General features: G+C 66.2%; 21 protein-coding genes. 7 read left to right on the top strand and 14 right to left on the bottom strand.

The window, feature by feature from the left end:
* Positions 1-3 precede the first annotated feature (3 nt).
* A complete protein-coding gene (locus QP140_RS05225; RefSeq protein WP_284758559.1) occupies positions 4-894 on the bottom strand; it encodes an aminodeoxychorismate lyase in 891 nt (296 codons plus the stop codon).
* A gap of 184 nt (positions 895-1,078) precedes the next feature.
* Between QP140_RS05225 and ygfZ the strand changes: the two genes are divergently transcribed.
* Positions 1,079-2,254: a CAF17-like 4Fe-4S cluster assembly/insertion protein YgfZ gene (gene ygfZ / locus QP140_RS05220; protein ID WP_284758558.1), complete on the top strand. Its 1,176-nt coding sequence runs from the start codon at positions 1,079-1,081 to the stop codon at positions 2,252-2,254.
* Positions 2,255-2,471: 217 nt separating this feature from the next.
* A complete protein-coding gene (locus QP140_RS05215; protein WP_012360850.1) occupies positions 2,472-2,645 on the top strand; it encodes a DUF3073 domain-containing protein in 174 nt (57 codons plus the stop codon).
* 170 nt (positions 2,646-2,815) lie between these two features.
* Here the strand turns inward: QP140_RS05215 and purM are convergent, their stop codons facing one another.
* From purM to QP140_RS05200, 3 genes are all read right to left on the bottom strand, one after another.
* Positions 2,816-3,883 (bottom strand): phosphoribosylformylglycinamidine cyclo-ligase, encoded by a 1,068-nt coding sequence (gene purM / locus QP140_RS05210; protein WP_284758557.1) that lies wholly within the window; start codon positions 3,881-3,883, stop codon positions 2,816-2,818.
* 50 nt (positions 3,884-3,933) lie between these two features.
* Positions 3,934-5,484, bottom strand: a complete 1,551-nt coding sequence (gene purF, locus QP140_RS05205; protein WP_284758573.1) for an amidophosphoribosyltransferase — start codon at positions 5,482-5,484, stop codon at positions 3,934-3,936.
* Positions 5,485-5,559: 75 nt separating this feature from the next.
* On the bottom strand, positions 5,560-5,994 hold the full coding sequence (locus QP140_RS05200) for a sterol carrier family protein (protein WP_284758556.1): 435 nt from the start codon (positions 5,992-5,994) through the stop codon (positions 5,560-5,562).
* Positions 5,995-6,150: 156 nt separating this feature from the next.
* Between QP140_RS05200 and QP140_RS05195 the strand changes: the two genes are divergently transcribed.
* The 3 genes from QP140_RS05195 to QP140_RS05185 all read left to right on the top strand — a co-directional run bounded on the left by QP140_RS05195 (position 6,151) and on the right by QP140_RS05185 (position 9,305).
* On the top strand, positions 6,151-7,215 hold the full coding sequence (locus QP140_RS05195; RefSeq protein ID WP_284758555.1) for an acyl-CoA thioesterase: 1,065 nt from the start codon (positions 6,151-6,153) through the stop codon (positions 7,213-7,215).
* 4 nt (positions 7,216-7,219) lie between these two features.
* Positions 7,220-8,575 (top strand): molybdopterin molybdotransferase MoeA, encoded by a 1,356-nt coding sequence (locus QP140_RS05190; protein ID WP_231837646.1) that lies wholly within the window; start codon positions 7,220-7,222, stop codon positions 8,573-8,575.
* 70 nt (positions 8,576-8,645) lie between these two features.
* Positions 8,646-9,305: a pyridoxamine 5'-phosphate oxidase family protein gene (locus tag QP140_RS05185; RefSeq protein WP_012360856.1), complete on the top strand. Its 660-nt coding sequence runs from the start codon at positions 8,646-8,648 to the stop codon at positions 9,303-9,305.
* Between the two features lie 38 nt (positions 9,306-9,343).
* Here QP140_RS05185 and purL read toward each other — a convergent pair whose 3' ends face one another.
* The 4 genes from purL to QP140_RS05165 form a co-directional block, all read right to left on the bottom strand.
* Positions 9,344-11,806, bottom strand: coding sequence for a phosphoribosylformylglycinamidine synthase subunit PurL (purL, locus tag QP140_RS05180; protein ID WP_284758554.1), 2,463 nt, complete (start codon positions 11,804-11,806; stop codon positions 9,344-9,346).
* 58 nt (positions 11,807-11,864) lie between these two features.
* Positions 11,865-12,533, bottom strand: coding sequence for a phosphoribosylformylglycinamidine synthase subunit PurQ (gene purQ, locus QP140_RS05175; RefSeq protein WP_070759746.1), 669 nt, complete (start codon positions 12,531-12,533; stop codon positions 11,865-11,867).
* The gene (gene purS / locus QP140_RS05170) at positions 12,530-12,775 is read right to left on the bottom strand and encodes a phosphoribosylformylglycinamidine synthase subunit PurS (RefSeq protein ID WP_070759745.1); all 246 of its coding nucleotides are present in this window, start codon (positions 12,773-12,775) and stop codon (positions 12,530-12,532) included. Before purS ends, purQ begins: the two co-directional genes overlap by 4 nt.
* 177 nt (positions 12,776-12,952) lie before the next feature.
* A complete protein-coding gene (locus QP140_RS05165) occupies positions 12,953-15,076 on the bottom strand; it encodes a S9 family peptidase (RefSeq protein ID WP_284758572.1) in 2,124 nt (707 codons plus the stop codon).
* 472 nt (positions 15,077-15,548) lie between these two features.
* Between QP140_RS05165 and QP140_RS05160 the strand changes: the two genes are divergently transcribed.
* Positions 15,549-16,370, top strand: a complete 822-nt coding sequence (locus QP140_RS05160) for a GDSL-type esterase/lipase family protein (RefSeq protein WP_284758553.1) — start codon at positions 15,549-15,551, stop codon at positions 16,368-16,370.
* Positions 16,371-16,546: 176 nt separating this feature from the next.
* Here the strand turns inward: QP140_RS05160 and QP140_RS05155 are convergent, their stop codons facing one another.
* The 6 genes from QP140_RS05155 to purD form a co-directional block, all read right to left on the bottom strand.
* Entirely contained in the window at positions 16,547-17,440 is an 894-nt protein-coding gene (locus QP140_RS05155; RefSeq protein WP_148812851.1) for a phosphoribosylaminoimidazolesuccinocarboxamide synthase, read from the bottom strand.
* A 67-nt stretch (positions 17,441-17,507) separates the two neighbouring features.
* Positions 17,508-18,725, bottom strand: coding sequence for an SPFH domain-containing protein (locus tag QP140_RS05150; protein WP_284758552.1), 1,218 nt, complete (start codon positions 18,723-18,725; stop codon positions 17,508-17,510).
* 46 nt (positions 18,726-18,771) lie between these two features.
* Positions 18,772-19,200, bottom strand: a complete 429-nt coding sequence (locus QP140_RS05145) for an NfeD family protein (protein ID WP_284758551.1) — start codon at positions 19,198-19,200, stop codon at positions 18,772-18,774.
* 39 nt (positions 19,201-19,239) lie between these two features.
* Positions 19,240-20,682, bottom strand: a complete 1,443-nt coding sequence (purB, locus tag QP140_RS05140) for an adenylosuccinate lyase (protein ID WP_284758550.1) — start codon at positions 20,680-20,682, stop codon at positions 19,240-19,242.
* 55 nt (positions 20,683-20,737) lie between these two features.
* On the bottom strand, positions 20,738-21,640 hold the full coding sequence (locus tag QP140_RS05135) for an Fpg/Nei family DNA glycosylase (protein ID WP_284758549.1): 903 nt from the start codon (positions 21,638-21,640) through the stop codon (positions 20,738-20,740).
* Between the two features lie 19 nt (positions 21,641-21,659).
* Complete coding sequence (gene purD, locus QP140_RS05130; RefSeq protein WP_148812859.1) at positions 21,660-22,937, bottom strand: phosphoribosylamine--glycine ligase; 1,278 nt, start codon at positions 22,935-22,937, stop codon at positions 21,660-21,662.
* A 94-nt stretch (positions 22,938-23,031) separates the two neighbouring features.
* On the opposite strand from purD, the gene QP140_RS05125 reads away from it, so the two are divergent.
* On the top strand, positions 23,032-23,469 hold the full coding sequence (locus QP140_RS05125; RefSeq protein ID WP_210398493.1) for an HIT family protein: 438 nt from the start codon (positions 23,032-23,034) through the stop codon (positions 23,467-23,469).
* Positions 23,470-23,484 lie beyond the last annotated feature (15 nt).

Here is a 23,484-nt window from a genome sequence, read left to right as displayed (position 1 = left end):
TAGCTAGGCCTGCGCGGTGACGGCCTCCGCGATCAGGGCCTCGAGCTCATCCGCGAAGGCCGGCCGCGGCATTGGCTGGCCGTCGATGGCTGTGACGCGCGCCTGGATCCGCACCGAGGACACCAGCCACACCCCGGCTGCGGTGCGCAGATCCTCATCGGTGAGCTGCTCTTCAGCCACCGGCCAGCCGCGCTCCGCGGCGAGCCGGAACACCGCAGCCTGCGACGTGCCCGGGAGGATCCCCGTGTGGGGGCAGGGGGTCAGCAGCTGTGGTTTACCGCCGCCCTCGGACTCGCGGGCGATGATCACGCTGCTCGTCGGACCTTCCAGAACAGTGCCTTCTTCGCTGAAGAAGATGACGTCGTCGAAGCCTGCCTTCTTCGCTGCGCGTAGTGCTGCCATGTTCGCCGCATAAGAGAGAGTCTTCGCGCCGATCAGCGCCCACGGCGAGCGATCCGAAATATCGAGGCTGAAGCCGCGTTCGGCGGTCATGACGCTGACGCCCTCGCGGCGGGCTTTGAGCTGTGCCTCGCCCACCGGGGTCACCGTGATCCACCCGGTGGGTTCACCGCCCGATTCGCGACCACGCGAGTAGACCCAGCGCAGCGCCGCTTCGTGCTGCTCCGGGTAGACGCGAGCGAACTCGCTGACCGCCAGCTCGGTGGCCGCGGTCCAGCGCTGAATGTCCGGCTCCGGCAGCTCCAGCATCGCCGCGCTCGATTGGAAACGGGAGGCGTGGCGGTCCATGTTGCGCACCACGTCCTCGCGCAGGATCAGGGTTTCGAAGACGCCATCTCCGCGGATTGCCGCGAGGTCGTCGGCATAGAGGAACGGCTGTTCAGCGTCCCAAACCCGGGGTTCCGGGGCACCGAGAACATCAATGACAATCGCCATAGCTACTCCTTTGTCGTCAAGCCACCTCAGCAACCGGCTAGCCCCTTCGTTCCGAAGGCAGCATGCGCGGGCGCGCTGGGCTCAAGCCGGGACTCACTCCAAGAATATGCCCTGGTCGATGACCGTGGCGATTCCCTACTAGCATCGGGGTAACTAACGAGCGCAGAAAGGTTGTTTTCCCTTCATGACCACCCCCAGCTCTCCCCTGTTGAGCCACGTCCCTGGAGCCAGCGCGACCAATGAGGACAAGACCTACCCCGTCGCCTGGCACTACGGGAACCCCCTTGGTGAGCAGAACGCCGTCGAAGATGGCGCGACCGGCCTCATCGACCGCTTCGACCGTGTCGCCCTGTGGGTCCACGGTGAGGAGGCCAAGACCTGGCTCAACGATCTGATCAGCCAGAAGATCAACGCGATCCAGCCTGGTCAGGCCACCTTTGGTCTCATCCTAGATGTGCAGGGCCACGTGGAATACCAATTCGGGGTCGCTGCCTTGGACGATGGCATCCTGCTGGACGTCGCCGCTGACCAGGCCGAGGGACTGGAGACCTACCTCAGCCGCATGATCTTCTGGGCGGAGGTTGAGGTCGAGCGTCTTGACCTGGTGCAGGTGGCCGTCCTGAAGAAGGCCGGTGTGCAAGAGTCGGCGGAGGCTGACCGCGCGGGCCGCGGAGCTACCCCGGATGGAGCGTTTCCGGATGCGCACTCCTGGCGCACCCGAAAACTGGGCGAGGTTGCGGTGACAGACGTGTGGCTGCCGGCTGATGCACAGATCGGAAGCTGGGATCACGCCACCGCGGAGCTCGGCTACGCTCCAACTGGCCTGATGGCCTACACCGCCTGGCGCATCGCCGCGCGCCAACCGGTAGTCGGCGAGGACACGGACGAAAAGACCATCCCCCACGAGGTCCCCTGGTACCTGGGCGAAAATAATCACGGGGCGACCCAGCTGGCACAGGAGAGCGAGGGTCCGACGGCGCATGCGGTGCACCTGAATAAGGGCTGCTACCGCGGGCAGGAGACCGTCTCTCGAGTCCAGAACCTGGGCAAGCCGCCGCGCACCCTGGTGCTGCTCCACCTCGATGGCTCCCGGAATGCGCTCCCGGAGGTTGGCGTGGATCTTACTGCGGGTGGCCGCCGCATCGGCCGGGTGGGCAGTAGCGTGCACGACGCAACTCTGGGACCGGTTGCCCTCGCGCTGGTGCGACGCAATGTGGTGGAAAAGCTGGCGACGGACCCGGCGGCAGTGCCAGCCCTGCAGGCCGGGGAGGTGGACGCCGCGATCGACCCTGCGGACGCGAAGGTGGACGACGCGGAAAAGCCGGGACGCGCAGCGATCAAAAATCTGCGCAACGGCTAATCTTCGCGGATACCGCCGCGCCACCCTACCTGACCTGCGCTTTTGCGATCCATCTCGCATCGTGGCCACGGTTTCCCACGGCGCGGCGCGGGGCGGGGCGGCCCCGGGTTCGGAATTCGCGAAAAAAATTCGCTATGGTGTAGACCAGGAAATGCTTAAACAATAAGAAGGCGACCGTTCCCTCGAGTCGCCATACGATCTCTCAAGGGGGTCAGCCATGGGTCGCGGCCGCGCAAAGGCTAAGCAAGCCAAGGTAGCTCGCCGACTGAAGTACCAGGCTCCGGAAATGGATCTGGAGCGTCTGCAGCGAGAGCTCTCTGGAGCTCCGCAGCAGGACGAGTACTCCGAGCGCGATGACGAGTGGGACGACTGGAGCGACCACCGCTACTAGTCCCCCGCGCCATACGGCCCGAGCCCACGACCTCACAAACCTGGTCGCGCTCGGGCCGTATTTTTTACCCCGCGGCCTCGCCCCACCCCCAGGTGGCAGCGACGCCGCTTTACGTGTTGGCCCGTGGCTGCCAGCAACGTCCGGCGCCACGGGCTTCCCCCGAGAGAGGCTTAGCCCTCCGCCGGGTGCTCGCCCTGCAGGGTCGCACCACCCTCGCCGGAGCGGACCACGCCCAGGCGCCAGGCCTTCATGTGGCGGGCCGCCAGCATCGCGAGCGCGCGGTCGGCGTCCTCCTCGGACACGATGGCGACCATGCCAACGCCCATGTTGAAGGTCTTCTCCATCTCCTCCTGGGCCACCCCGCCCAGCTCCTGGATCTTGGCGAAGATCGGGCCCGGCACCCAGGTGGAGCGGTGCAGCTCGGCGACCAGGCCCTCCGGGATCACGCGGGCCACGTTGGCAGCCAGGCCGCCACCGGTGATGTGGGCGAAGGTGTGGACGTCGCACTCTGCGGCCAGGTCCAGGCAGTCCTTCGCGTAGATGCGGGTCGGCTCGAGCATCTCCTCACCCAGGGTGCGCCCAAACTCCGGCACCTCCTGGTCGAGCGGCAGGCCGGCGTCCTGCAGGAGAACCTTGCGGGCCAGGGAGTAGCCGTTGGAGTGCAGGCCAGAGGACTCCATCGCGATAACCACGTCGCCCGGGCGGACCTTGTCTGGTCCCAGCAGCTTGGCCTCCTCAACCACACCGACGGAGGTGGCGGAGACGTCGTAGTCATTCTCGCCCATGACACCCGGGTGCTCGGCGGTCTCGCCGCCCAGCAGTGCGCAGCCTGCCTCCTCGCAGCCATCCGCGATGCCCTTGACGATCTCGGCGACCTTCTCCGGGATTACCTTGCCGATCGCAATGTAATCCTGCATAAACAGCGGCTCGGCGCCACAGACGACGAGGTCGTCGACGCACATGGCCACCAGGTCGCGGCCGATAGTGTCGTGCTTGTCCATCGCCTGGGCGACGGCCAGCTTGGTGCCCACACCATCGGAGGATGCGGCCAGCAGCGGCTTGTCGTACTCGCCCAGCGCGAACAGCCCGGCGAAGCCACCGAGCCCGCCACGGACCTCCGGGCGGGTCGCGCGCTTCGCCAGCGGGGCCAGCAGCTCGACAGCGCGGTCGCCGGCCTCGATATCCACACCAGCGGCGGCGTAGGACGCCCCAGCTTGAGTCTTCTGATCATCACTCATGAGTTTTCTCCTGCTTGTGAAATCCGGCTTCCGCCGAGGGTGTTCAATCGCTAGTTTTCTTCGGGGTTGTTGCTTGAGGCATCGCTGCCACCTGCGGCCTGCTCAGCATCCTCCGCGAGGCGGCGCTGCCGGAGGCGAACCTGCTCCGCGTTCGGGTTGCCCGCCGGCAGACCCAGCGGGTACACGCCGTCGAAGCAGGCAGCACACAGGGTCTCCCGCGGCTGCGCGCTGGTCTCCACCATCGCCTCCGTGGAGACGAAGCCCAGGGAGTCCGCGCCGACCTCTTCCCGCATGGCTTCCACCATGTTGTCTGGGTCCACGTTGTTGGCCAGCAGCTCGTTCGGCGACGGGAAGTCGATGCCGTAGAAGCACGGCCACTTCACCGGCGGGGAGGCAATGCGCACGTGCACCTCGGCCGCACCTGCGTCCCGCAGCATGCGGATGAGCGCCCGCTGGGTATTGCCGCGCACGATGGAGTCGTCCACCACGATCAGGCGCTTGCCCTCGATCACGTGGCGCAGCGGGTTCAGCTTCAGTCGGATACCCAGCTGGCGAATGGTCTGGGAGGGCTCGATGAAGGTGCGCCCCACGTAGGCATTCTTCGTCAGCCCCTGGCCGAATGGGATACCGGAGGCCTGGGCGTAGCCCACAGCCGCCGGGGTGCCGGAGTCAGGCACCGGGATCACCAGGTCGCCCTCAGCCGGCCACTCCTCCGCCAGGCGGCGGCCGATGTCCACGCGGGTCGCGTTCACTGGCTGGCCATTGATGACCGAGTCCGGGCGCGCGAGGTAGACGTACTCGAACACGCAGCCCTTCGGGGTCGCCTCGGCGAACTTACGGGAGCGGATGCCGTCCTCGTTGATGGCGATGAACTCGCCTGGCTCGACGTCGCGCACGAACTCCGCGCCGACGATATCCAGGGCCGCGGTCTCGCTGGAGACGACCCAACCGTTGGCAAGCTTGCCGATACTGAGCGGACGCACGCCGTGTGGGTCGCGCACCGCGTACAGGCCCTTGCCGTCCGTAAAAGTCAGGCAGTATGCGCCTTTGACGCGCGGGAAGAGCTGGAGCGCGGCTTCCTCCATCGAGGTGTTCTCGTCGATGAGGTCTGCGATGAGGGCGCACATGACGTCCGAGTCGCTCGGCTCATCAGCGGGATCCACGAGGCGCTTCTCCGCGGCCTCGGCCATCAGCTCCAGGTAGTTGGTGAGGTTGCCGTTGTGCCCCAGGGCGACGTCCGTGCCGTCCGAGGCCATGCGGAACATCGGTTGGGCGTTTTCCCAGCGTCCCCCGCCAGCCGTCGCATAACGGGTGTGACCGATCGCGATGTGCCCCTTCAGGGAGTTAAGGATCTGCTCGTCGAACACCTGGCTGACCAGGCCGAGGTCCTTATAAACGAGGATCTGGTCACCACTGCCAACGCCGATGCCCGCCGCTTCCTGGCCACGGTGCTGCAGTGCGTACAGCCCGTAGTAGGTCAGCTTCGAGACGTCCTCCCCCGGCGCCCATACCCCAAAGACACCGCATTCCTCGCGCGGAGGCTGCTCCCCGTGATCGTCGTACCCCCGGCCCGTTGGTTGGACGGGCTGTGCCGCGTCCACCGACGGTGCCGAGTTGGTCCCATTCAAAGAATTCAGGCCAGTATCTTTTGCCACTATCACGACATTACCAGCCCTTTAATGTCTTCCAAACAGGGGCAAGTGGCGCTCCACCTCCGAAGCACGGGTTCCGGAAAGCTCGACGCTGATCTTTCCCATCGGACCGCCGACCGCTTCGGTACCTGCTCGTTCTGACATTTCGGTCAAGGACTCCACTCCGGCCGCCGCCCTCAGCCAGGCCAGCGGGCTGCATTGCACCACGTTGGGCGGGTTCCCCCGGCGGTGCACCGGCCCGGCCACACACTGCACTGCCACGAAGGGCGGCACCCGCAGCTCCACGGCATTTCCGGGCGCGTCCTGCGCGAGTAGTTCAGCGCTGCGCCGGACTGCATCCGCGAGCTTTTGTCGGGAGGGCACAGGCTGGCTTTCCGGATCATCCACCCAGTCGGCGACGGCGGCCATCGCCTTGGTCGTCGCGGCAGTCAGCTCAAGACCACTTAATTTTTGGCTCATAGCCCCCACCCTAATGACGCCTGCGGACGAGCCATTTTCGCAACAACGTGAGGCACCCCATAGCCTGCTCTTGACCTGCGAGAATAATCAGTTTCCCCGGCTTTCTGCGCAACAATATCGCCGCTGTGCCAGTGTTTTATCAGACCGTGCTTTAACATGGCCTTCATGGGTAAAGATGCGACGTCTGCAAACACCGATGAGACCTTGACGGCTCAGCCAGAAGTGACGAGCACAGGGGGTCCGTCACCGCTCGTCACGCTGCGTTTCCTCGCCTCCCCGACCGACGTGCTGTACGCCGGCGGCATGGGCGTGCACGGTGGGCGTGTGCTGGAGTGGATCGATAAGGCGGCCTATGCCTGCGCCGTGGGCTGGTCCCAGTCCTATTGCGTGACCGCCTATGTGGGTCACATCCACTTCACCCGCCCAATCCCTTCCGGCCACCTGGTCGAGGTGCGTTCCCGTATCGCCTACACCGGGCGTTCCTCCATGCACATCGTCAACGAGGTGCTCTCCGCCGACCCGCGCGACGGCCAGTTCACCCGCGCCTGCGACTGCCTGGTGATCTTCGTGGCCATGGACGAAAACCGTCGGTCCAAGGCGGTCCCGAAGTACATCCCGCAGACCGAGGAGGAAAAGCGCGTCGAAGAAGCCGCGCTGTCCCGCATCCAGCTGCGCAAGGCCATCGAGGAGGAAATGCTGCGCCAGTCTTATACGGACGACTCCACGGCGCCGCAGGTCACCTCCCGCTTCCTCGCTAAGCCGACGGACGTCAACTGGGGCGGCAATGTCCACGGTGGTACCGCGATGCAGTGGATCGACGAGGCCGCGACTGCCTGCACCATGCGCTGGTCCGGGGAGCGCACCGTCGCTGTCTACGCCGGTGGCATCCGCTTCTACCGCCCGATCTCCATCGGTGACCTGATCGAGGTGGACGCCCGCCTGATCCGCACCGACGCCCGTTCCATGTCCGTTTCCGTCCACCTGCGCGCGGGCGACCCGCGCGAGGACACCTCGAACCTGCCGACCGCGATCCACGCCTCCTTCACCTACGTGGCGGTGGACGTTGACGGTCACGCGCTGCCAGCCCGCAAGTACGTGCCGCAGACCAACGAGGATAAGCGCCTGGAGCAGCATGCGATGACGCTGCGCGAGCTGCGCTCCACCTACGTGCCGAAGCCGCTGGTCTCCCCGCTGCCGGGTAACATCAGCCTCAACGACTAGCCCGATGTCCGGCCCTCACGCCCACCCCTGCCACGGCACGGGTGGGTTCATGCGTTCGATCGAGGAGCACTACCGCTTTACCCAGTCGCTAGCCGAGGCCTGGCTACAGCGGGCGAACCGTGGCGCCGAGACGGTGCCTCTCGCCCAGGCGTTGGGCCGGGTACTGGCGTGCCCAGTGAGCGCCCAGCAGGCCGTCCCACCGTTTTCCAATTCAGCGATGGATGGTTTCGCCATCCGCGCCTCGGACGTGCCAGCTGACCTGAGCTCCTGGGACCTGAGCACGGCACCATTGCGTTTTCCCGTCTCCGGGGATGTCTTCGCTGGCGCCGTCCCTGAGCTACCGCCGCCAGGTCACGCCCAGCGGATCATGACGGGCGCCCCCGTGCCTGAGGATGCCGAGGTGCTGGTCATCCCAGTGGAGGCGACGAATATTCCTGCCGGCCCGCACCCGCTGCCCGAGTCCATCGAGGTCTACGAGCTCGACCCGGAGCATTCCCACGTGCGCCGCGCCGGTTCCAATATCCGTCCGGGCGACGCGCTCGCCCCGGCGGGCTGCGAACTCGATGCCGGGACCGTCGCCGCACTCATCGCGACGGGAGTTGACGAGGTCACGGTCTACCCCGAACTGCGCGTCGCGGTGGTCACCACCGGCGACGAGGTCGCGGTTACCAGCGACGCTGAGACCGACCGCGCTCGGTCAGGATCGGCTGAGAGCAGCCTCCCCCGCATCCCGGACTCCAATGGCCCGATGGTCGCCCAGCTCGCCGAGGCGCTGGGCGCCGGGGTCACCGCCAGCGTTCACCAGGTTCGGGACGACGCCGACGCCTTCCGCTGCCTTTTGAACGAACTCGCGGCCAGCCACGACATCATCGTCACCACCGGCGGTATCTCCGCCGGAGCCTTCGATGTGGTCAAACAGGTCGCAGGCGAAAGCAGCTCGGACATGTGGTTCGGACCGCTGAATATGCAGCCGGGTAAGCCCCAGGGCGGTGGCCTGTGGGCAGGCACTCCCTTACTCTGCCTGCCCGGTAATCCGGTAAGCGTGTGGGTGAGCTTCCACATCTTTGTAGACCCGGTGCTGCGCCGCATGCGGGGGCTAGCAAGCTATGGCACTGCGCTGAACCGACCGAGCGTGCGCGCCCGCGTGCGCGGGCAGTTCCCAGCTAGCACGGGACGCACGCTGATCTCCCCCGTCCGGGTCAACTACTCCGGGACGGAACCGGTGGTGGATGCGTTCAGTGGCCAGCGCTTTGGCTCCCACTTCGTCGCCTCCCTCGTGGGGCTGGATGGCATGGTGGTGATCCCGGCGGGGTCCTCGGGCCCCGCCGAGGGCGAAGAGGTGGACGTCCTCCTGCTCTAGAGGACTTCCGGAGGCGGTGGCAGCCAGAGACGGCGTCCCTGCACGTCCAATACATGGAAGGAGCCGGCTGATGACCGACGAGCTGACGTACGAGAAGATCGCCTACGACCCCTTCGTCCGTGCCCGGCAGCACAGCGAAGAAACGCAGCTGCCCGGCGTGGAGCAGGGGCACGCCGACGGACCCTTCGACGGGCTCGACGGCAAGGCCCGCAAGCTGATCCGCAGCGCCCAGCACTTCTATATCTCCACCGTCACCGGCACCGGGTGGCCGTACGTGCAGCACCGTGGCGGACCGCAGGGCTTCGTGCACATCAGCGCTGACGGCAAGCGGCTGTTCTGGCCGGAGTTCCACGGCAATAACCAGTTCGTCACCACCGGCAATGTGGACCGGGGCGGGGAGGACGGCGGGCGGGTGTGCCTGTTCTTCGTCGACTATCCGCTGCGTCGTCGGCTGAAGGTCTTCGGCCACGCACGCATCGTGGAGGCCGCTGAGGACCCCGAGCTCGCCGAGGCTGCGACCACCATCGGTGGCGTGCGGCTCCGCCAGCCTACTGAACGCATCATGGTCGTGGACCTGGTGGCTACCGACGCGAACTGCTCGAAGCACATTCAGCCGAGATGGACGAAGGCCCAGGTCGACGAGACACTGGGCCTATACCGAAAAGATATCGCCGAGCTGAAGGAGCGCATTCAAGCGCTCGAGTCTCAGCTCGGCGATCAGGAGGGCTAGCGCTGAGGCTGCCCTCCCCTAGCTAAGGCTTGTGCGACCTAGACGGTGGAGTTCGTGCCGGTGGCGTGGCCGAAGAGCGCAGGCAGGGTTGCCTCCCACACGTTGCGCAGCTCCTCGACGTTGAAGACCAGGCGTGCGACCTCGCCGTCCTCGGATGCGTCCTGCTCCGCAGGCTCCGGCTGATCGCCCGGAAGGTTGCCGGTCGCGCCAACCTCGAAGCAGACCTCCGGGCGGCCCTCGGCGTCCACGCTGCCCGTGCGGCCGATCCAGGCAGCCGGCACCTCGTGGTCGGCAAGGATCTCCATCGCCTTGCCGTAGCTTGCCTTCGGCACCGCGAGCACCACGCGGGTGGCGGTCTCCGAGAACAGGCCCACGAAGAGCTGCTCGTGCAGGTCCTCGCTGGCAGCCAGGCTTGGCTCCAGGTTCATGGCCGGGTTGACGGTGACACCCGTATTGGACTGGATCGCCAGCTCGACGATGGTCTGCGCCAGGCCGCCCTCGGAGAGGTCGGTCGCGGCAGCTGCCACGCCACGCAGGGCGGACAGGGCATTGCCCAGGCGCTCCTCGGCGTGCAGGTCGATCTGCGGTGGCAGGCCAGAGAGGTTGTCGTGGACAACCTGCTGCCAGATGGAGCCACCCAGCTCGTCCTTGGTCATCGCGCCAGCCAGGATCAGCTCGTACTCCGAGCCCTCCGCGATCTGCTGCGGCAGGCGGGTGGTGGCGTCGTCGATGGTTCCCAGAACCGCGACCACCGGGGTCGGCAGGATCGGGGTGTCACCGGTCTGGTTGTAGAAGGAGACGTTGCCGCCGGTGACCGGGATCTGGACGTCCACGCAGCCGTCGGCCAGGCCGTGGACGGCCTCTCGGAACTGCCACATGACCTCCGGGTCCTCCGGGGAGCCGAAGTTCAGGCAGTTGGAAACGGCGACCGGGGTCGCACCCGTGGTGGCGACGTTGCGGTAGGCCTCGCCCAGCGCGAGCTTTGCGCCCATGCGCGGGTCGAGCTGCGCGTAGCGGCCGGAAGCATCCGCGGAGACTGCGATGCCGCGGTTGGTCTTCTCGTCGATGCGCAGCATGCCGGCGTCGGCGTCCTTCGCCAGGACGGTGTTGCCGCGGACGTAGCGGTCGAACTGCTCGGTAATGAACGCGCGGGAGCACAGCGCCGGGGAGGCGACCAGGTCCAGCAACTGCTGGCGCAGCTCCGGCAGGTTATTCGGGCGCGGCAGGTCGGCCTGCTTCTGCAGCTCGTCCTGGTCGGCCGGGCGCTGGTACGGGCGCTCGTAGACCGGGCCCTCGTCCGCGATGGTCTTCGGCGGGGCGTCGAGGATGACCTCGCCCTGGTGCTCGCAGATCAGGCGGCCGGTGTCGGTGACCTCGCCGATATCGGAGGCGATGACGTCCCACTTGCGGCAGATCTCCATGAACTCGTCGAGCTTCTCCGGCTCGACGACCGCGCACATACGCTCCTGGGACTCGGAGGACAGAATCTCCGCGCCGGTCATGCCCTTGGCACGCTGGTGGACGTTGTCGAGCACGACGTGCATTCCGACATCGCCGGCGGCAGCCAGCTCGGAGACGGCACAGGACAGGCCTGCGCCACCGAGGTCCTGAATACCAACGACCACGCCGGCGTTGTACAGGTCCAGGCAGCACTCGATGAGGACCTTCTCCGCGAAGGGGTCGCCGACCTGCACGGCCGGGAGCTTGCGCTCCGCGCCCTCCTCGAAGTTCTCGGAGGCCAGGACGGACACGCCACCGATGCCGTCCAGCCCGGTGCGGGCGCCGAAAAGGACGACGCGGTTGCCGGTGCCGGAGGCGAAGGCGAGCTTCAGGTCCTCGGCCGGGAGCACGCCCACGCCGAGGGCGTTGACCAGTGGGTTACCGCCGTACGAGGCGTCGAAGACGGTCTCGCCGCCGATGTTCGGCAGGCCGAGGGAGTTACCGTAGCCGCCAATACCGGCGACCACACCCGGCAGGACGCGCTGGGTGTCCGGGGCGTCCGCGGCGCCGAAGCGCAGCTGGTCCATCACGGCGACCGGGCGGGCGCCCATGGCCATGATGTCGCGGATGATGCCGCCCACGCCGGTGGCTGCACCCTGGTAGGGCTCGATGTAGGACGGCGAGTTGTGGCTCTCGACCTTGAAGGTCACGGCCCAGCCGTCGCCGATGTCGACCACGCCGGCGTTCTCGCCGATGCCGGCGAGCATCTTGGAGTTCATCTCCTCGGTGGTCGTCTCACCGAAGTAACGCAGGTGGACCTTGGAGGACTTATAGGAGCAGTGCTCCGACCACATCACGGAGTACACGGCCAGCTCCGCCTCGGTTGGGCGGCGGCCCAGGATCTCCTTGATGCGGGCGTACTCGTCCTCCTTGAGGCCGAGGTCTGCCCACGGCTGGACGAGGTCCGGGGTCTGCTCGGCGTTCGCGACCGTGTCGTTGTGCACCTTGACAGCGCCAGTGTCGGCCGCGGCGCCGGAACCGTTGTTGAGGTTGTTCGTCATAGAACTACTTCCCTGAACTACTTTCTTGAAAAAGTTCTCGCTGGTAGCCGGTGAGGCCCTAGACCAGGCTGTGAAGGACGGACTGGAACATGCCGAGGCCGTCGGTGGACGGTCCGGTGAGCTCTTCCACGGCGTGCTCTGGGTGCGGCATGAGGCCAACGACGTTGCCCTTCTCGCTGCACACGCCCGCGATGGAGTTGCGGGAGCCGTTGTGGTTCACCGCGTAGCGGAAGACGACCTGGCCCTCCCCCTCGAGGCGCTTAAGGGTCTCCTCATCCGCCTGGAAGCGACCCTCGCCGTGCTTGGACGGAACCAGCAGGGTGGATCCCTTCTCCAGGCCAGAGGTCCACGGGGTGGAGTTGTTCTCCACCTCGAGCTCGATGTCGCGACACACGAAGTGCAGGCCCTCGTTGCGGGTCAGTGCACCCGGCAGCAGCCCTGCTTCCTGCAGGATCTGGAAGCCGTTGCAGATGCCCAGGACGGGCAGGCCACGGCCCGCGGCCTCGACGACGGAGCGCATGGCCGGCGCGATCGCGGCGATGGCCCCGGCGCGCAGGTAGTCGCCGTAAGAAAAACCACCCGGGACGACGACGGCGTCGACGTCCTTCAGGTCAGCGTCCGCGTGCCACAGCTCGACGGGCTCGCCACCGGCGATACGGACGGCGCGGAGGGCGTCGACGTCATCGAGGGTGCCCGGGAAGGTGATTACTCCGATGCGGGGGCTCACTGCTGAACCTCCGCGGTGACGACCTCGTAGTCCTCGATCACGGTGTTGGCGAGCAGTTCCGCGGCGATCTTCTCCAGATCTGCCTCGGTCACCTGGTCATCGACCTCGAGTTCGAAGCGCTTGCCCTGACGGACATCCTGCACCCCGCTGATCTCCAGACGACCAAGGGCGCGGACGATGGCCTGCCCCTGGGGATCCAGAATTTCTTTCTTCGGCATGACGTTGACAACCACACGAGCCATGTTCTCTAGTGCTCCCAGCTGTTGGAAAAATCCATTAAGTACGTGCCCATGTTAACACCAGGCTGAAAGGCCAAGGAATTATTGGAATGGCGCCGCCGGGGGAGGTGGAAAAGCGCCTCCGAAGGTGGCGGAAAGCGCGACCGAAAGCGGCAAAAACCACCACCGAAGGTGGCAAAACTAGTCCAGCAGCTCGGTGGCACCCATGCGGTCCAGCTCCCAGGCGGTCTCGAACGCGCCCTGCTCCCAGGCCTTGTAGCGGCCGGAAACACCGCCGTGGCCGGACTCCATGTCGATCTTCAGCAGGACGTTCGCGCCCGCCACGTCGCGGAGCTTGGCCACCCACTTCGCGGGCTCGACGTAGAGCACTCGGGTGTCGTTGAGGCTGGTCACAGCCAGGATCGGCGGATAAGTCTTGTCGGCGGTGATGTTCTCGTAGGGGGCGTATTCCGCCATGTAGTCGTAGACCTGCGGGTCGTGGTAGGGATCGCCCCACTCGTCCCATTCGGTCACCGTCAGCGGCAGCTCCGGCATGAGCATGGAGGTCAGCGGGTCAACGAAGGGCACGATCGCCTCGATGCCCGCGAAGCGGTCGCCTGCCATGTTCGCGACCGCGCCCATCAGCATGCCACCGGCAGAACCGCCCTCGGCGACCATGCGCTGCGGGCTAGTCATGCCGCGGGCAATCAGCTCGTCGGCCACGGCGATGAAGTCGGTGAAGGTGTTCTTCTTGGACAGCCCCTTGCCGTTGTCGTACCAAAGCCGGCCCATCTCCCCACCACCGCGGACGTGCGCGATGGCGTAGACCACGCCGCGATCCAGCATGGAGAGCCGGAAGATGGAGAAGCCCGGATCCATGGAGGACTCGTAGCTGCCGTAGCCATAGAGCAGCACCGGGTTTTCCCGGTCGAGTGGGACGTCCGCGCGATGGATCAGACTGACCGGGACCTGGGCGCCGTCCGGTGCGGTGGCCCAGATGCGGGTGGCCTGGTAGTCGGCCGGGTTGAATTCCTTACCGTCCGGACCGGGGAGGACCTGCTGTTCCTTGCGCAGGATCTGCTCCCCGGTAGTCAGGTCGAGCTCGTAGACCCGGGTGGGCGTCGTAAAGGAGGAAAAGACGAAACGCAGGACGGGCGGATTCCACTCGCTGTTCCCGGCAGCCCCGACGGTGGCGATCTCCTCGCCGAAGTCGACCGGGCGGAACTCGGACCAGCCGTCGGAGATGTCCATCAGGTAGCTCTTCGAGACGGCGTTCTCGCGGGCCTCGAGGACGAGGTGGTTTTGGAAGCAGTCCACGCCCTCGATGCGGGCGTCGTCGCGGTGCGGAACGAGGACGGTGACGTCGTCCAGAGAGGCGATCTGGCCGACCGGGTGGTAGCCCAGCTCGGAGTTCACGCCGTTCTTGTTGTGGATGACCAGCCAGTACTCCTCGCCACCCACGCGGGCGTGGTCGATGCCGTACTCAACCCCCTTCTCGCGCGGCAGGATGCGGGTCAGCTCCGCATCTTCGCCCTTCTCCTCGGCCTCCAGGTCGAGGTACCAGATCTCGCTGGTGACCTTGGAGGAGGAGGCGATCAGCAGGAAGCGCTTGGAGCGGGTGGTGCCCACGCCGGTCCAGAAGCGCTCGTCTTCCTCGCGGTAGATCAGCTCGTCCTCCTCGACGGAGGTTCCGAGCGTGTGGCGCCAGACCTCGTGCGGGCGCCAGGCGGCGTCGACCTTCTGGTAGTAGATCGTGTCGCGGCCGACCCAGGTCGCGCCGTAGAAGACATCCGGGATGGGCTCCCCGATCTGCTCGCCAGTGGCCAAGTCGCGGAAGTACATGGTGAAGCGTTCGTCGCCCGCGGTGTCCACGGAGTAGGCCAAGCGGGTGCCGTCGAGGGTGACGCTCGCCGCCCCGAGGGAGAAGAAGTTGTGGCCCTCGGCCTCGGCGTTGACGTCGAGGAAGACCTCCTCGCGCGGATGCGGGGTCTCCGGGTCGATCTGCGGCGGGGTCCAGTCCTCCGGGTTATCGACGGGAACGCGGCACATCGAGGCGTAGTTCTTCCCCTCCGTCGAGCGGGAGAAGTACCACCAGTCGCCCGCACGGACGGGCAGGGACATGTCCGTCTCCTGCACGCGGGACTTCACTTCTTGGTAGATGGCTTCGCGTAGCGGCGTCAAATGCTCGGTCTCCTGCACGGCGAAGGCATCCTCGGCAGCGAGGTGATCCAGAACCTCCTGGGCTTCCTTATCCCGAAGCCACTCGTAGTCATCGCTGAAGTCACGGCCATGGAAACTGCGCTGGGTGGCAAGCTTCTTGGCCACGGGAGCGGTTAGCCGCGGGGCTTGCTTGTCCCTGCTGGTAGCGGCCGTGGTACCGCCCTGGTTCTGCTGCTGCCCTTCAGTGCCCTGAGTCACGAAAGCCCTTGACCTTTCTTCTCTAGCCAAAACACGATAGTGTTATGAATTCGTTACCTGGGAGCCAGCTGTACTGGCGCTGGGATGGCAGTCAGTTTCGGTCGCCACCTGCGGGGACCACTCCCCGGCAGGCAGGCAGCCAGCCTGCACACAGCTCCCGGTTTCGCTAAGCCCCTAAGCTAGCACCCGCACCGGACACGGATCACGAGCCCGGTGAGCTGCGCAGGGGCACGCCCCAGAGCCACCGGGGCAACACAGTAAGTTGCACAACTTCTGTAACTTGCGCCCCAATAATGCTCATTTGTTTCATTTTCTCTGGGAAGCAAATACAATCCGCCTGTAACGAGCATCGAATCTTCTACACCAATCCACAGATAGGATGAATATGCGTCTCAAGGCCCTCGCCCTCTCCGTGGTTGCTGTTCTCGGCGCCATGCTGGCACCTGCCACAGCTTCCGCAGCTCCTGGTAACACCGTGCTGCTCGGCGACTCGATCATGGCCAACCCGTCCGTCGCGCACTACATGAGCCAGCGCGGCATCCCACTGGACCCGAAGCCGATGAACGGCGTGGGCTGTGCCTCCGACGACCGCTTCAAGCACGCCTACGCGTCCGTCAAGCGTGCCCCGGTGGACAACTACTCCTGCTCCGGTGCCTCCTTCCGCACTGGCGGCAAGCACATCACCAGCCTGGCGAATAAGGCTCGCCAGGACGGCAAGCTCAACGGCGCGACCCGTGAGGTCGTCATCTTCGCCGGCGCTAACGACACCTACCCGTACATCCTGAACGACAAGATGCCGATCCCGCAGATCGAGAACAACCTGCGCGTGGCCATCCGCAACACCGTCAACCACGTCAAGCGCCTGTCCCCGAACGCCCGCGTGAAGGTGATGGGCTACCCGCGGATCACCAACCCGGCCGGCCAGACCTGCTACCTAAACCTGCTGCCACAGGGCACCCCGTCCCTGATCGTCAAGGCTCGCCCGGTGGAGGACGCCCTGCAGCGCGCAGCGGCCAACGCCTCCCGCGACACCCGCTCCACCTTCGTGGACATCAAGCCGATGACCACCGGCCACGACACCTGCGCCCGCGACCGCTGGATCACCGGCATCATCGACGTCGCCCCGCAGCACCGCAACCTGGCATTCCACCTGACGCACCACGGCATCACCGAGGTCGCTAAGCACACCGCTCGCGTCTAGGCGCCCAGCCACACCGTCCGCGCAGCGCGGTGATCCGCTGCGCAACGCATAAACCCCGCGCAACCGTGTTGGTTGAGCGGGGTTGAGCCTTATCCGGGGTCTTTTCCAACCGCCCCAGCGAGTTCGGAGGAGCGCTAAGCCGAGGGTTCAGCGCTTCCTGCCGTGCAGGCTGCTTTTTAGACGCAGCTGCCGATCCAGTCGGCGAAACGCTTGCCGGAGATGCGCTCGTAGGCCTCCACGTAGCGCGCCCGGGTCGCCTCCACCACGGAGCCCGGCAGCTCCGGCGGCTGGGAACCGTCATTCTTATCCCAGCCGGACTTCGGGCCGGTCAGCCAGTTACGCACGAACTGCTTATCGAAGCTCGGCTGCACCTTGCCCTCCTCGTAGCCGTCAGCCGGCCAGTAACGGGAGGAGTCCGGGGTCAGCACCTCGTCGGCGAGCACCAGGTTGCCCGCCTTGTCCAGGCCGAACTCGAACTTCGTGTCCGCCAGGATCAGGCCCTTCTCCTCGGCCATCTTCGCAGCCTGGGAGTAGATCTCCAGGGTTGCGGTGCGCAGCCTTTCCGCGAGGTCCTCCCCCAGGTCCTTGACGACGACGTCGAAGCCGACGTTCTCGTCGTGATCCCCGACCTCCGCCTTCGTCGCCGGGGTGAAGATCGGCTCGTCCAGCTTGGAGGCCTCGACCAGGCCCTCCGGGAGCTCGACGCCGCAGACCGCGCCGGTGGCCTCGTACTCCTTCAGGCCGGAGCCAGTGAGGTAGCCGCGAGCCACGCACTCGAAGGGAACCATATCCAGCTTCTTGCACACCATGGCGCGCCCGAGCACCTCCTCGGGGATGCGCTCGTCATCCAGCGGTCCCGCGAGGTGGTTCGGGAAGTCGATCTGCTCAAAGAAGTGGGCGCTCATCGCGGTGAGCACCCGCCCCTTGTCTGGAATATCGGTGTCGAGCACGAAATCGTAGGCACTGATCCGATCCGTGACGACCATCAGCAGGTGCTCTGCGTCGATCTCGTAGATCTCGCGGACTTTACCCGCGGAAATGTGCTCGTAATCAGACAATTCTGGTCGCATGGCTAGACAGTCTAGCACCGCGATTCGGCCCGGCTAGACCCCCGCCGGACCCTCCCCCAGGTGCGCCCTAATTCGTGGGGTTCGTCCACATATTCTGCGGATCCACGCTCTGCGGGGCGGGCTGCTGCACCGGCTCAGCCGGGAGCTCCTTACGAGCGTGCTGCGGCTTAGGCGTCGGATCCATCGGATCTTCCTCCACCGGCTTATTGGCCACCGCGTTCGCCGCGGCTACGGCCTTGGCGATCTCCGGGTCGGAAGCCGTGGAGAACCACTCCTCCGTGTCATCTGCCTCGGCCTTCTCGCGGGTGTCCTCGTCCACGTGGCCCGGCTCGTAGCGGAACACTCCCTCGTCGTCCTTCTTTGCGAAGGCCTTGGCGAACTGTTCCAGGGAATCGCCGAACTGGGACGGGATCATCCACATCGTCGATGCCTCGCCCTGGGCCAGCTTCGGCAGCTTATCCAAGTACTGGAAGGCCAGCACCTCCGGCGTGAGCTTGGAAGCCTTGATGGCGGCGTTGATCTTCTGGACGGCCTTCGCCTCACCCTGTGCTTCCAGGTAGCGGGAGGCGCGCTCGCCCTCGGCGCGCAGGATCATCGCCTGGCGCTCGGCCTCGGCAGCCAGGATGGCGGCGTGCTTCTCACCCTCAGCGGAGAGGATGCGGGCCTGCTTCTCACCCTCAGCGGTCTTGATGTCCGACTCCCGGCGACCCTCTGCGGTGAGGATCATCGCGCGCTTCTCGCGATCCGCCTTCATCTGCATCTCCATGGACTGCTGGATGGACGGCGGCGGATCAATCGCCTTCAGCTCGACTCGGCTGATGCGCAGCCCCCATCGGGCGGTCGCGGCGTCGAGCTCACCGCGCAGTCGGCGGTTGATCGTCTCGCGGGAGGTCAGCGTCTCCTCCAGCGTCATGCCACCGACCACGTCACGAAGGGTTGCGACGGAGATCTGCTCCACACCGACGATGTAGTTATCCACGCCGTAGATCGCCTTGGCAGGGTCGTTGATCTGGAAGGTCACGACGATGTCGATGGCCACCGTCAGGTTGTCCTGGGTGATGACCGCCTGCGGTGGGAAGGAAACCACGCGCTCGCGGGTATCCACCCGGGCGCGGACCCGGTCGATAAAGGGAACGAGGATCGTGATCCCGCCCGAGACGGAGCGGGTGTAGCTACCAAGCCGCTCGATGACGGCCGCCTCGCCTTGCGGGATCAGGGCGATGGATTTCACCACGACGAGAGCGATGAAAGCCAACAGAACTAAGAGGAAGATCATGCCGGACATATGTTTACCGTTTCCTGGTTGGTTCTTTCACGGACTGCGTTTCCCGCTAGTCGTGTTTCCACACGACAGCGGTTGGGCCATCAATGTCGATGACGTGGACCTCTTCGCCCTTGGTGAAGGTCTCGGATGGGTCCATCGAACGCGCGGACCAAATGGAGCCATCCAGGCGGATCTGCCCGCCGCGGGCACCGACGTCCTCCAGAACCTCAGCGGTCGCGCCGACCAAGGCCTGCTGGGAGGTGTCGAGCGCCTTCGGGCCGTGCAGCCTACGGCGAAGAATGGGGCGCAGGAACAGGATCAGCCCAGCAGTGGCGATGCCGAAGGCGACGATCGCCGCCCAGGTCGGTGCGCCCGCCCACTCCACGAGGCCACCGACGGTCGCGCCGCCGGCCAGCATGAGCAGGGTGAACTCCCCGGCCGCCAGTTCAAGACCGGCGAGGACCAGGGCTGCGATAAACCAAATCAATGCTCCCACGCCTTCGAATTTACCGAATTGCGTGGGGGCGGTGCCGGTTTAGAGAATCTCGCCAGGGGTGTAGGCCGCTGCGTCTGGGTGGGCCTGGACGATGGACGCCACGCGGTCCAGCACACGGGAGACCTGGGACTCGGCCGCACCAATGAAGGCCTTGCGGTCGGCCAGGGCGTCGTGGAGATCCTGCTCATTCATCGGGAGGCGCTCATCAGCGGCGAGGCGCTCGATGAGGTTCTGCTCCGCGCCACGTTCGCGCATGTCCAGCGCCATGCCCACGGCGTTTTCCTTGATGACCTCGTGAGCGGTCTCGCGGCCCACGCCCGCGCGCACCGCCGCCATGAGGATGCGGGTGGTGGCCAGGAACGGCAGGTAGCGCTCCAGCTCGCGCTCGATCATCGCCGGGAAGGCCCCAAACTCGTCGAGCACGGTGAGGAAGGTCTCGCACATGCCGTCGAAGGTGAAGAAGGCATCCGGCAGGGCGACGCGGCGGACGACGGAGCAGAAGACGTCGCCCTCGTTCCACTGGGCACCCGAGAGGTCGGCCGCCATCGTCAGGTAACCGCGCAGCAGAACCTGCATGCCGCCGACGCGCTCGCAAGAGCGGGCGTTCATCTTGTGCGGCATCGCAGACGAGCCGACCTGGCCCTCCTTGAAGCCCTCGGTGACAGTCTCGTTGCCCGCCATGAGTCGGATCGTCATCGACAGCGAGCTCATCGCCGCGCCCAGCTCCACGAGGACGGACAGGGCGTCGAAGTCGAGGGAACGTGGGTAGACCTGGCCCACGGAGTTGAATACCTGGCTAAAGCCCAGGCCGTCGGCGATCTGTGTTTCGAGCTGCGCGAGCTTCGCCTCGTCGCCGCCCAGCAGGTCCAGCATGTCCTGCGCGGTGCCCATCGGGCCCTTGATGCCGCGCAGCGGGTAGCGGGCCAGCAGCTCCTCGGCGCGCGCCAGGCCCAGCAGCAGCTCATCGGCCGCGGAAGCGAAGCGCTTGCCCAGGGTGGTGGCCTGCGCTGCAACGTTGTGGGAGCGGCCCGCCATCACGAGCCCCTGGTACTCGCCGGCCAGGCGACCGATGCGGTTGAGGACGGCGATGGCCTTATCGCGGGCCAGCACGAGGGAGCGGTAGATCTGCAGCTGTTCGACGTTCTCCGTGAGATCGCGGGAGGTCATGCCCTTGTGGATCTCCTCGAAGCCGGCGAGGTCGTTGAACTCCTCGATGCGGGCCTTCACGTCGTGGCGGGTGACCTTCTCCCGCTCTGCGATGGAGTTCAGGTCCACCTGATCGAGGACCTTCTCATAGGCAGCCGGGGCCTCGGCGGGGATCTCGATGCCGAGTTCCTTCTGGGCCTTCATCACGGAGAGCCAGAGCTGGCGCTCCATCTTGATTTTCTCCTCCGGGGACCACAGGTTGGTCATCTCCGGGGAGGCGTAGCGGGTGGCGAGGACGTTGGAAATATTCTTCTTTGCAGCAGTCACGCCCCTCATTATCCCACAGCGGCACGGGGCTGCGCCGAGGGGCGGGCGACCAGCGGTTTAAGGGCTATGCCACGGGTTGGCAGCCAGGGCACCAGAAGAGGTTCCGGCCTTCCACCACGCGGTGGCTGATCTCCTCGCCACAGACGTAGCAGGGCTGCCCGGCGCGCCGGTAGACGTAGACCTCGCCACCGTGGTCGTCCTTGCGCGGAGCCCGCTCCATCGCCTCCGGGGTGTGTTCGGGGCGCACGGTGTCGATCCGCCCGCTGGCCTCACCCTCGGCCATGAGTTCCACGAGGTCCTGCCAAATATTCTCGCGTTCCTCCGCCGCCAGGTCGCAGGCCCGGACGTCCGGGTGGATGCCCAGGCGGAAGAGGGTTTCGGCGCGGTAGATGTTTCCCACCCCGGCGTAGCGGGCCTGGTCCATGAGGATCGAGCCGATGGTGCGCCGGGATCGGGAGAGGAACTCACCGAGTTCCGCCAGTTTCGCGGCGTTCTCCGGGTCTAGCTCCGGGTCGGTGGAGCGCAGCGGGTCGGCGCCGAGCTTGGCGACCGCGGCGTCCATCTCCTCGTCGGTGATGAGTCGGCACCACTGGGGGCCGCGCAAGTTCGCCTCCACGGCGTTGCCCCAGGTGCACATGTCCTCCCCGCCCTCGGCGTCGATGCGGTGCAGGTGCAGGCGCACCTGGCCGCGGGGTTGGCCACCGGTGAAGGGCTCGACGGCCATCGTGCCGATCAGGCCCAGGTGGACGTGGATGATGTGATCCGCCCGCCGGTGCGGGTTACGAGGGTTGCCGAAGCTTAAAAACAGGTGCTTGCCCCAGGCCTCCGCCCGGTCGAGCATGTCACCGGTCAGCGCGCCGGCCTCCTCGGTGAAGCGGCCCTGCGGGCTGGTTACACGCAGGGCGTGGCCGGCGAACAGCTGGTTGAGCTGGGACGCCAGCCGGTGAATCACGTGTCCTTCGGGCATCGGTTTCTAGCCTTCTGGCTTAGGCCTGCCCCTCGCCGGGGACGGTGATCTTGCCCTCGACGGCGGCCAGGGCGATGTCCTTGCGGAAGTGGCCGCCCGGCAGGTCGATGGTGGCAAGGGTGGCGTAGGCCTTCTCGCGGGCCTCCTCGAGGGTTGCGCCCTCACCGACCACGTTGAGCACGCGGCCGCCAGAAGCGACGAGCGCGCCATCCTTTTCTGCCACACCAGCGGCGCGGACACCGCGGGCCTCGCTGCCCGCCTCAGCGCCCGTGATGACCCCACCCTTCTTCGCGGACTCCGGGTAGCCCTCCGCGGCAAGCACGACGGTCAGCGCGTAGCCGTCCTTCCACTGCAGCGGCGGCAGCTCCGCGAGCGAGCCGGTGGCGACGGCGTTCAGCACGCCAGCCAGCGGAGTGTCGAGCAGCTGAAGCACCGGCTGGGTCTCCGGATCACCGAAACGGCAGTTGAACTCGATGACCTCAGGACCATTGGAGGTCCAGGCCAGCCCCGCATAGAGCAAGCCGGAGTACGGCACCCCGTCCTCGGCCATCTGCTTGGCCACCGGGATGCAGACCTCGTCGACGATGCGCTGCACGCCGCCCTCCGGCAACCACGGCAGCGGAGTGTAGGCGCCCATGCCGCCGGTGTTCGGGCCGGTATCGCCCTCGCCGACGCGCTTGAAGTCCTGCGCCGGGATCAGCGGGACAACAGTCTCGCCGTCCACCAGGCAGAACAGGGAGACCTCCGGGCCGTCGAGGAAGCTCTCCAACAGCACCGGGTTGCCGGCGGCGTGGACGTCGTCGATGTGGGCGCGTGCGGCAGCACGGTCGTCGGTGACCACAACGCCCTTACCGGCGGCCAGGCCGTCGTCCTTCACGACGAAGCGGGGGCCGAAGCGGTCCAGGGCGGCCTCGATCTCGGCATCCGACGTACCCGGCTGCAGAGACTCCGCCGAGGCGGTGCGGACCCCGGCGCGCGCCATGACGTCCTTCGCGAAGGCCTTGGATCCCTCGATCTGGGCCGCGGCCTTGGATGGGCCGAAGACCGCGAAGCCTGCCTCCCGCAGATCGTCGCCCACGCCCGCGACCAGCGGGATCTCCGGGCCGATCACGACCAGATCCACCCCGAGTTCCTGGGCCAAGCCCACCGGATTCGAGTCATCCGGGTGGAGCGTGGCGATGGCCTTCATCCCCGGGTTGCCGGGGCTGACGTGGACCTCAGAGACGGACTCATCGCGGGACAGGGAATAAGCCAATGCGTGCTCGCGGGCACCGCTGCCAAGTACAAGAATGCGCATAGTGTCCCAGTCTAGCGAGCCAGCCGGACAGAGCGACGCGACGCTGCCCCAAAGCCGGTGTTCGCCGATGGTTTCGCGGGTAACATCGCGAGCTATGGCTACCGTTTTCACGAAAATCATCAACGGCGAACTGCCGGGTCGCTTCGTCTACCGCGACGCCGAGGTCGCCGCATTCCTCACCATCGAGCCGGTTGCTTACGGCCACGTGTTGGTTGTCCCGACCCAGGAGATCGACCGCTGGACCGACGTCCCGGCCGAGCTGTGGGGCAAGCTCAACGAGGTCGCCCAGGTGATCGGCAAGGCCATCTGCGAGGTCTTCGACGCCCCGCGGTGCGGCTACATGATCGCTGGTTTCGAGGTGCCGCACACCCACATCCACCTGTTCCCGGCCTCCGACATGTCCGGCTATAGCCTGCAGAACATCATCCCGATGGATCAGACGGACCCGGAAAAGATGGACGATGCGGCGGCGAAGATCCGCGCGGAGCTGCGCAGCCAGGGGGTTGCTGGCGTGCCGGAGGACGAGGCCTAACACCAGCGCTCTAGA

The sequence above is a fragment of the Corynebacterium sp. UMB9976 genome (assembly GCF_030212265.1).
In the GTDB taxonomy this organism is placed as follows: domain Bacteria; phylum Actinomycetota; class Actinomycetes; order Mycobacteriales; family Mycobacteriaceae; genus Corynebacterium.
The sequence above is the reverse complement of the archived record's forward strand: the minus strand, read 5'-3'. Positions and strand labels throughout refer to the sequence as shown.

Coding starts and splice junctions, on each gene's coding strand:
- QP140_RS05225 (WP_284758559.1), bottom strand. CDS start 894: ATGGCGATTGTCATTGATGTTCTCGGTGCCCCGGAACCCCGGGTTTGG.
- ygfZ (WP_284758558.1), top strand. CDS start 1,079: ATGACCACCCCCAGCTCTCCCCTGTTGAGCCACGTCCCTGGAGCCAGC.
- QP140_RS05215 (WP_012360850.1), top strand. CDS start 2,472: ATGGGTCGCGGCCGCGCAAAGGCTAAGCAAGCCAAGGTAGCTCGCCGA.
- purM (WP_284758557.1), bottom strand. CDS start 3,883: ATGAGTGATGATCAGAAGACTCAAGCTGGGGCGTCCTACGCCGCCGCT.
- QP140_RS05200 (WP_284758556.1), bottom strand. CDS start 5,994: ATGAGCCAAAAATTAAGTGGTCTTGAGCTGACTGCCGCGACGACCAAG.
- QP140_RS05195 (WP_284758555.1), top strand. CDS start 6,151: ATGGCCTTCATGGGTAAAGATGCGACGTCTGCAAACACCGATGAGACC.
- QP140_RS05190 (WP_231837646.1), top strand. CDS start 7,220: ATGTCCGGCCCTCACGCCCACCCCTGCCACGGCACGGGTGGGTTCATG.
- QP140_RS05185 (WP_012360856.1), top strand. CDS start 8,646: ATGACCGACGAGCTGACGTACGAGAAGATCGCCTACGACCCCTTCGTC.
- purL (WP_284758554.1), bottom strand. CDS start 11,806: ATGACGAACAACCTCAACAACGGTTCCGGCGCCGCGGCCGACACTGGC.
- purS (WP_070759745.1), bottom strand. CDS start 12,775: ATGGCTCGTGTGGTTGTCAACGTCATGCCGAAGAAAGAAATTCTGGAT.
- QP140_RS05160 (WP_284758553.1), top strand. CDS start 15,549: ATGAATATGCGTCTCAAGGCCCTCGCCCTCTCCGTGGTTGCTGTTCTC.
- QP140_RS05155 (WP_148812851.1), bottom strand. CDS start 17,440: ATGCGACCAGAATTGTCTGATTACGAGCACATTTCCGCGGGTAAAGTC.
- QP140_RS05150 (WP_284758552.1), bottom strand. CDS start 18,725: ATGTCCGGCATGATCTTCCTCTTAGTTCTGTTGGCTTTCATCGCTCTC.
- purB (WP_284758550.1), bottom strand. CDS start 20,682: ATGAGGGGCGTGACTGCTGCAAAGAAGAATATTTCCAACGTCCTCGCC.
- QP140_RS05135 (WP_284758549.1), bottom strand. CDS start 21,640: ATGCCCGAAGGACACGTGATTCACCGGCTGGCGTCCCAGCTCAACCAG.
- purD (WP_148812859.1), bottom strand. CDS start 22,937: ATGCGCATTCTTGTACTTGGCAGCGGTGCCCGCGAGCACGCATTGGCT.
- QP140_RS05125 (WP_210398493.1), top strand. CDS start 23,032: ATGGCTACCGTTTTCACGAAAATCATCAACGGCGAACTGCCGGGTCGC.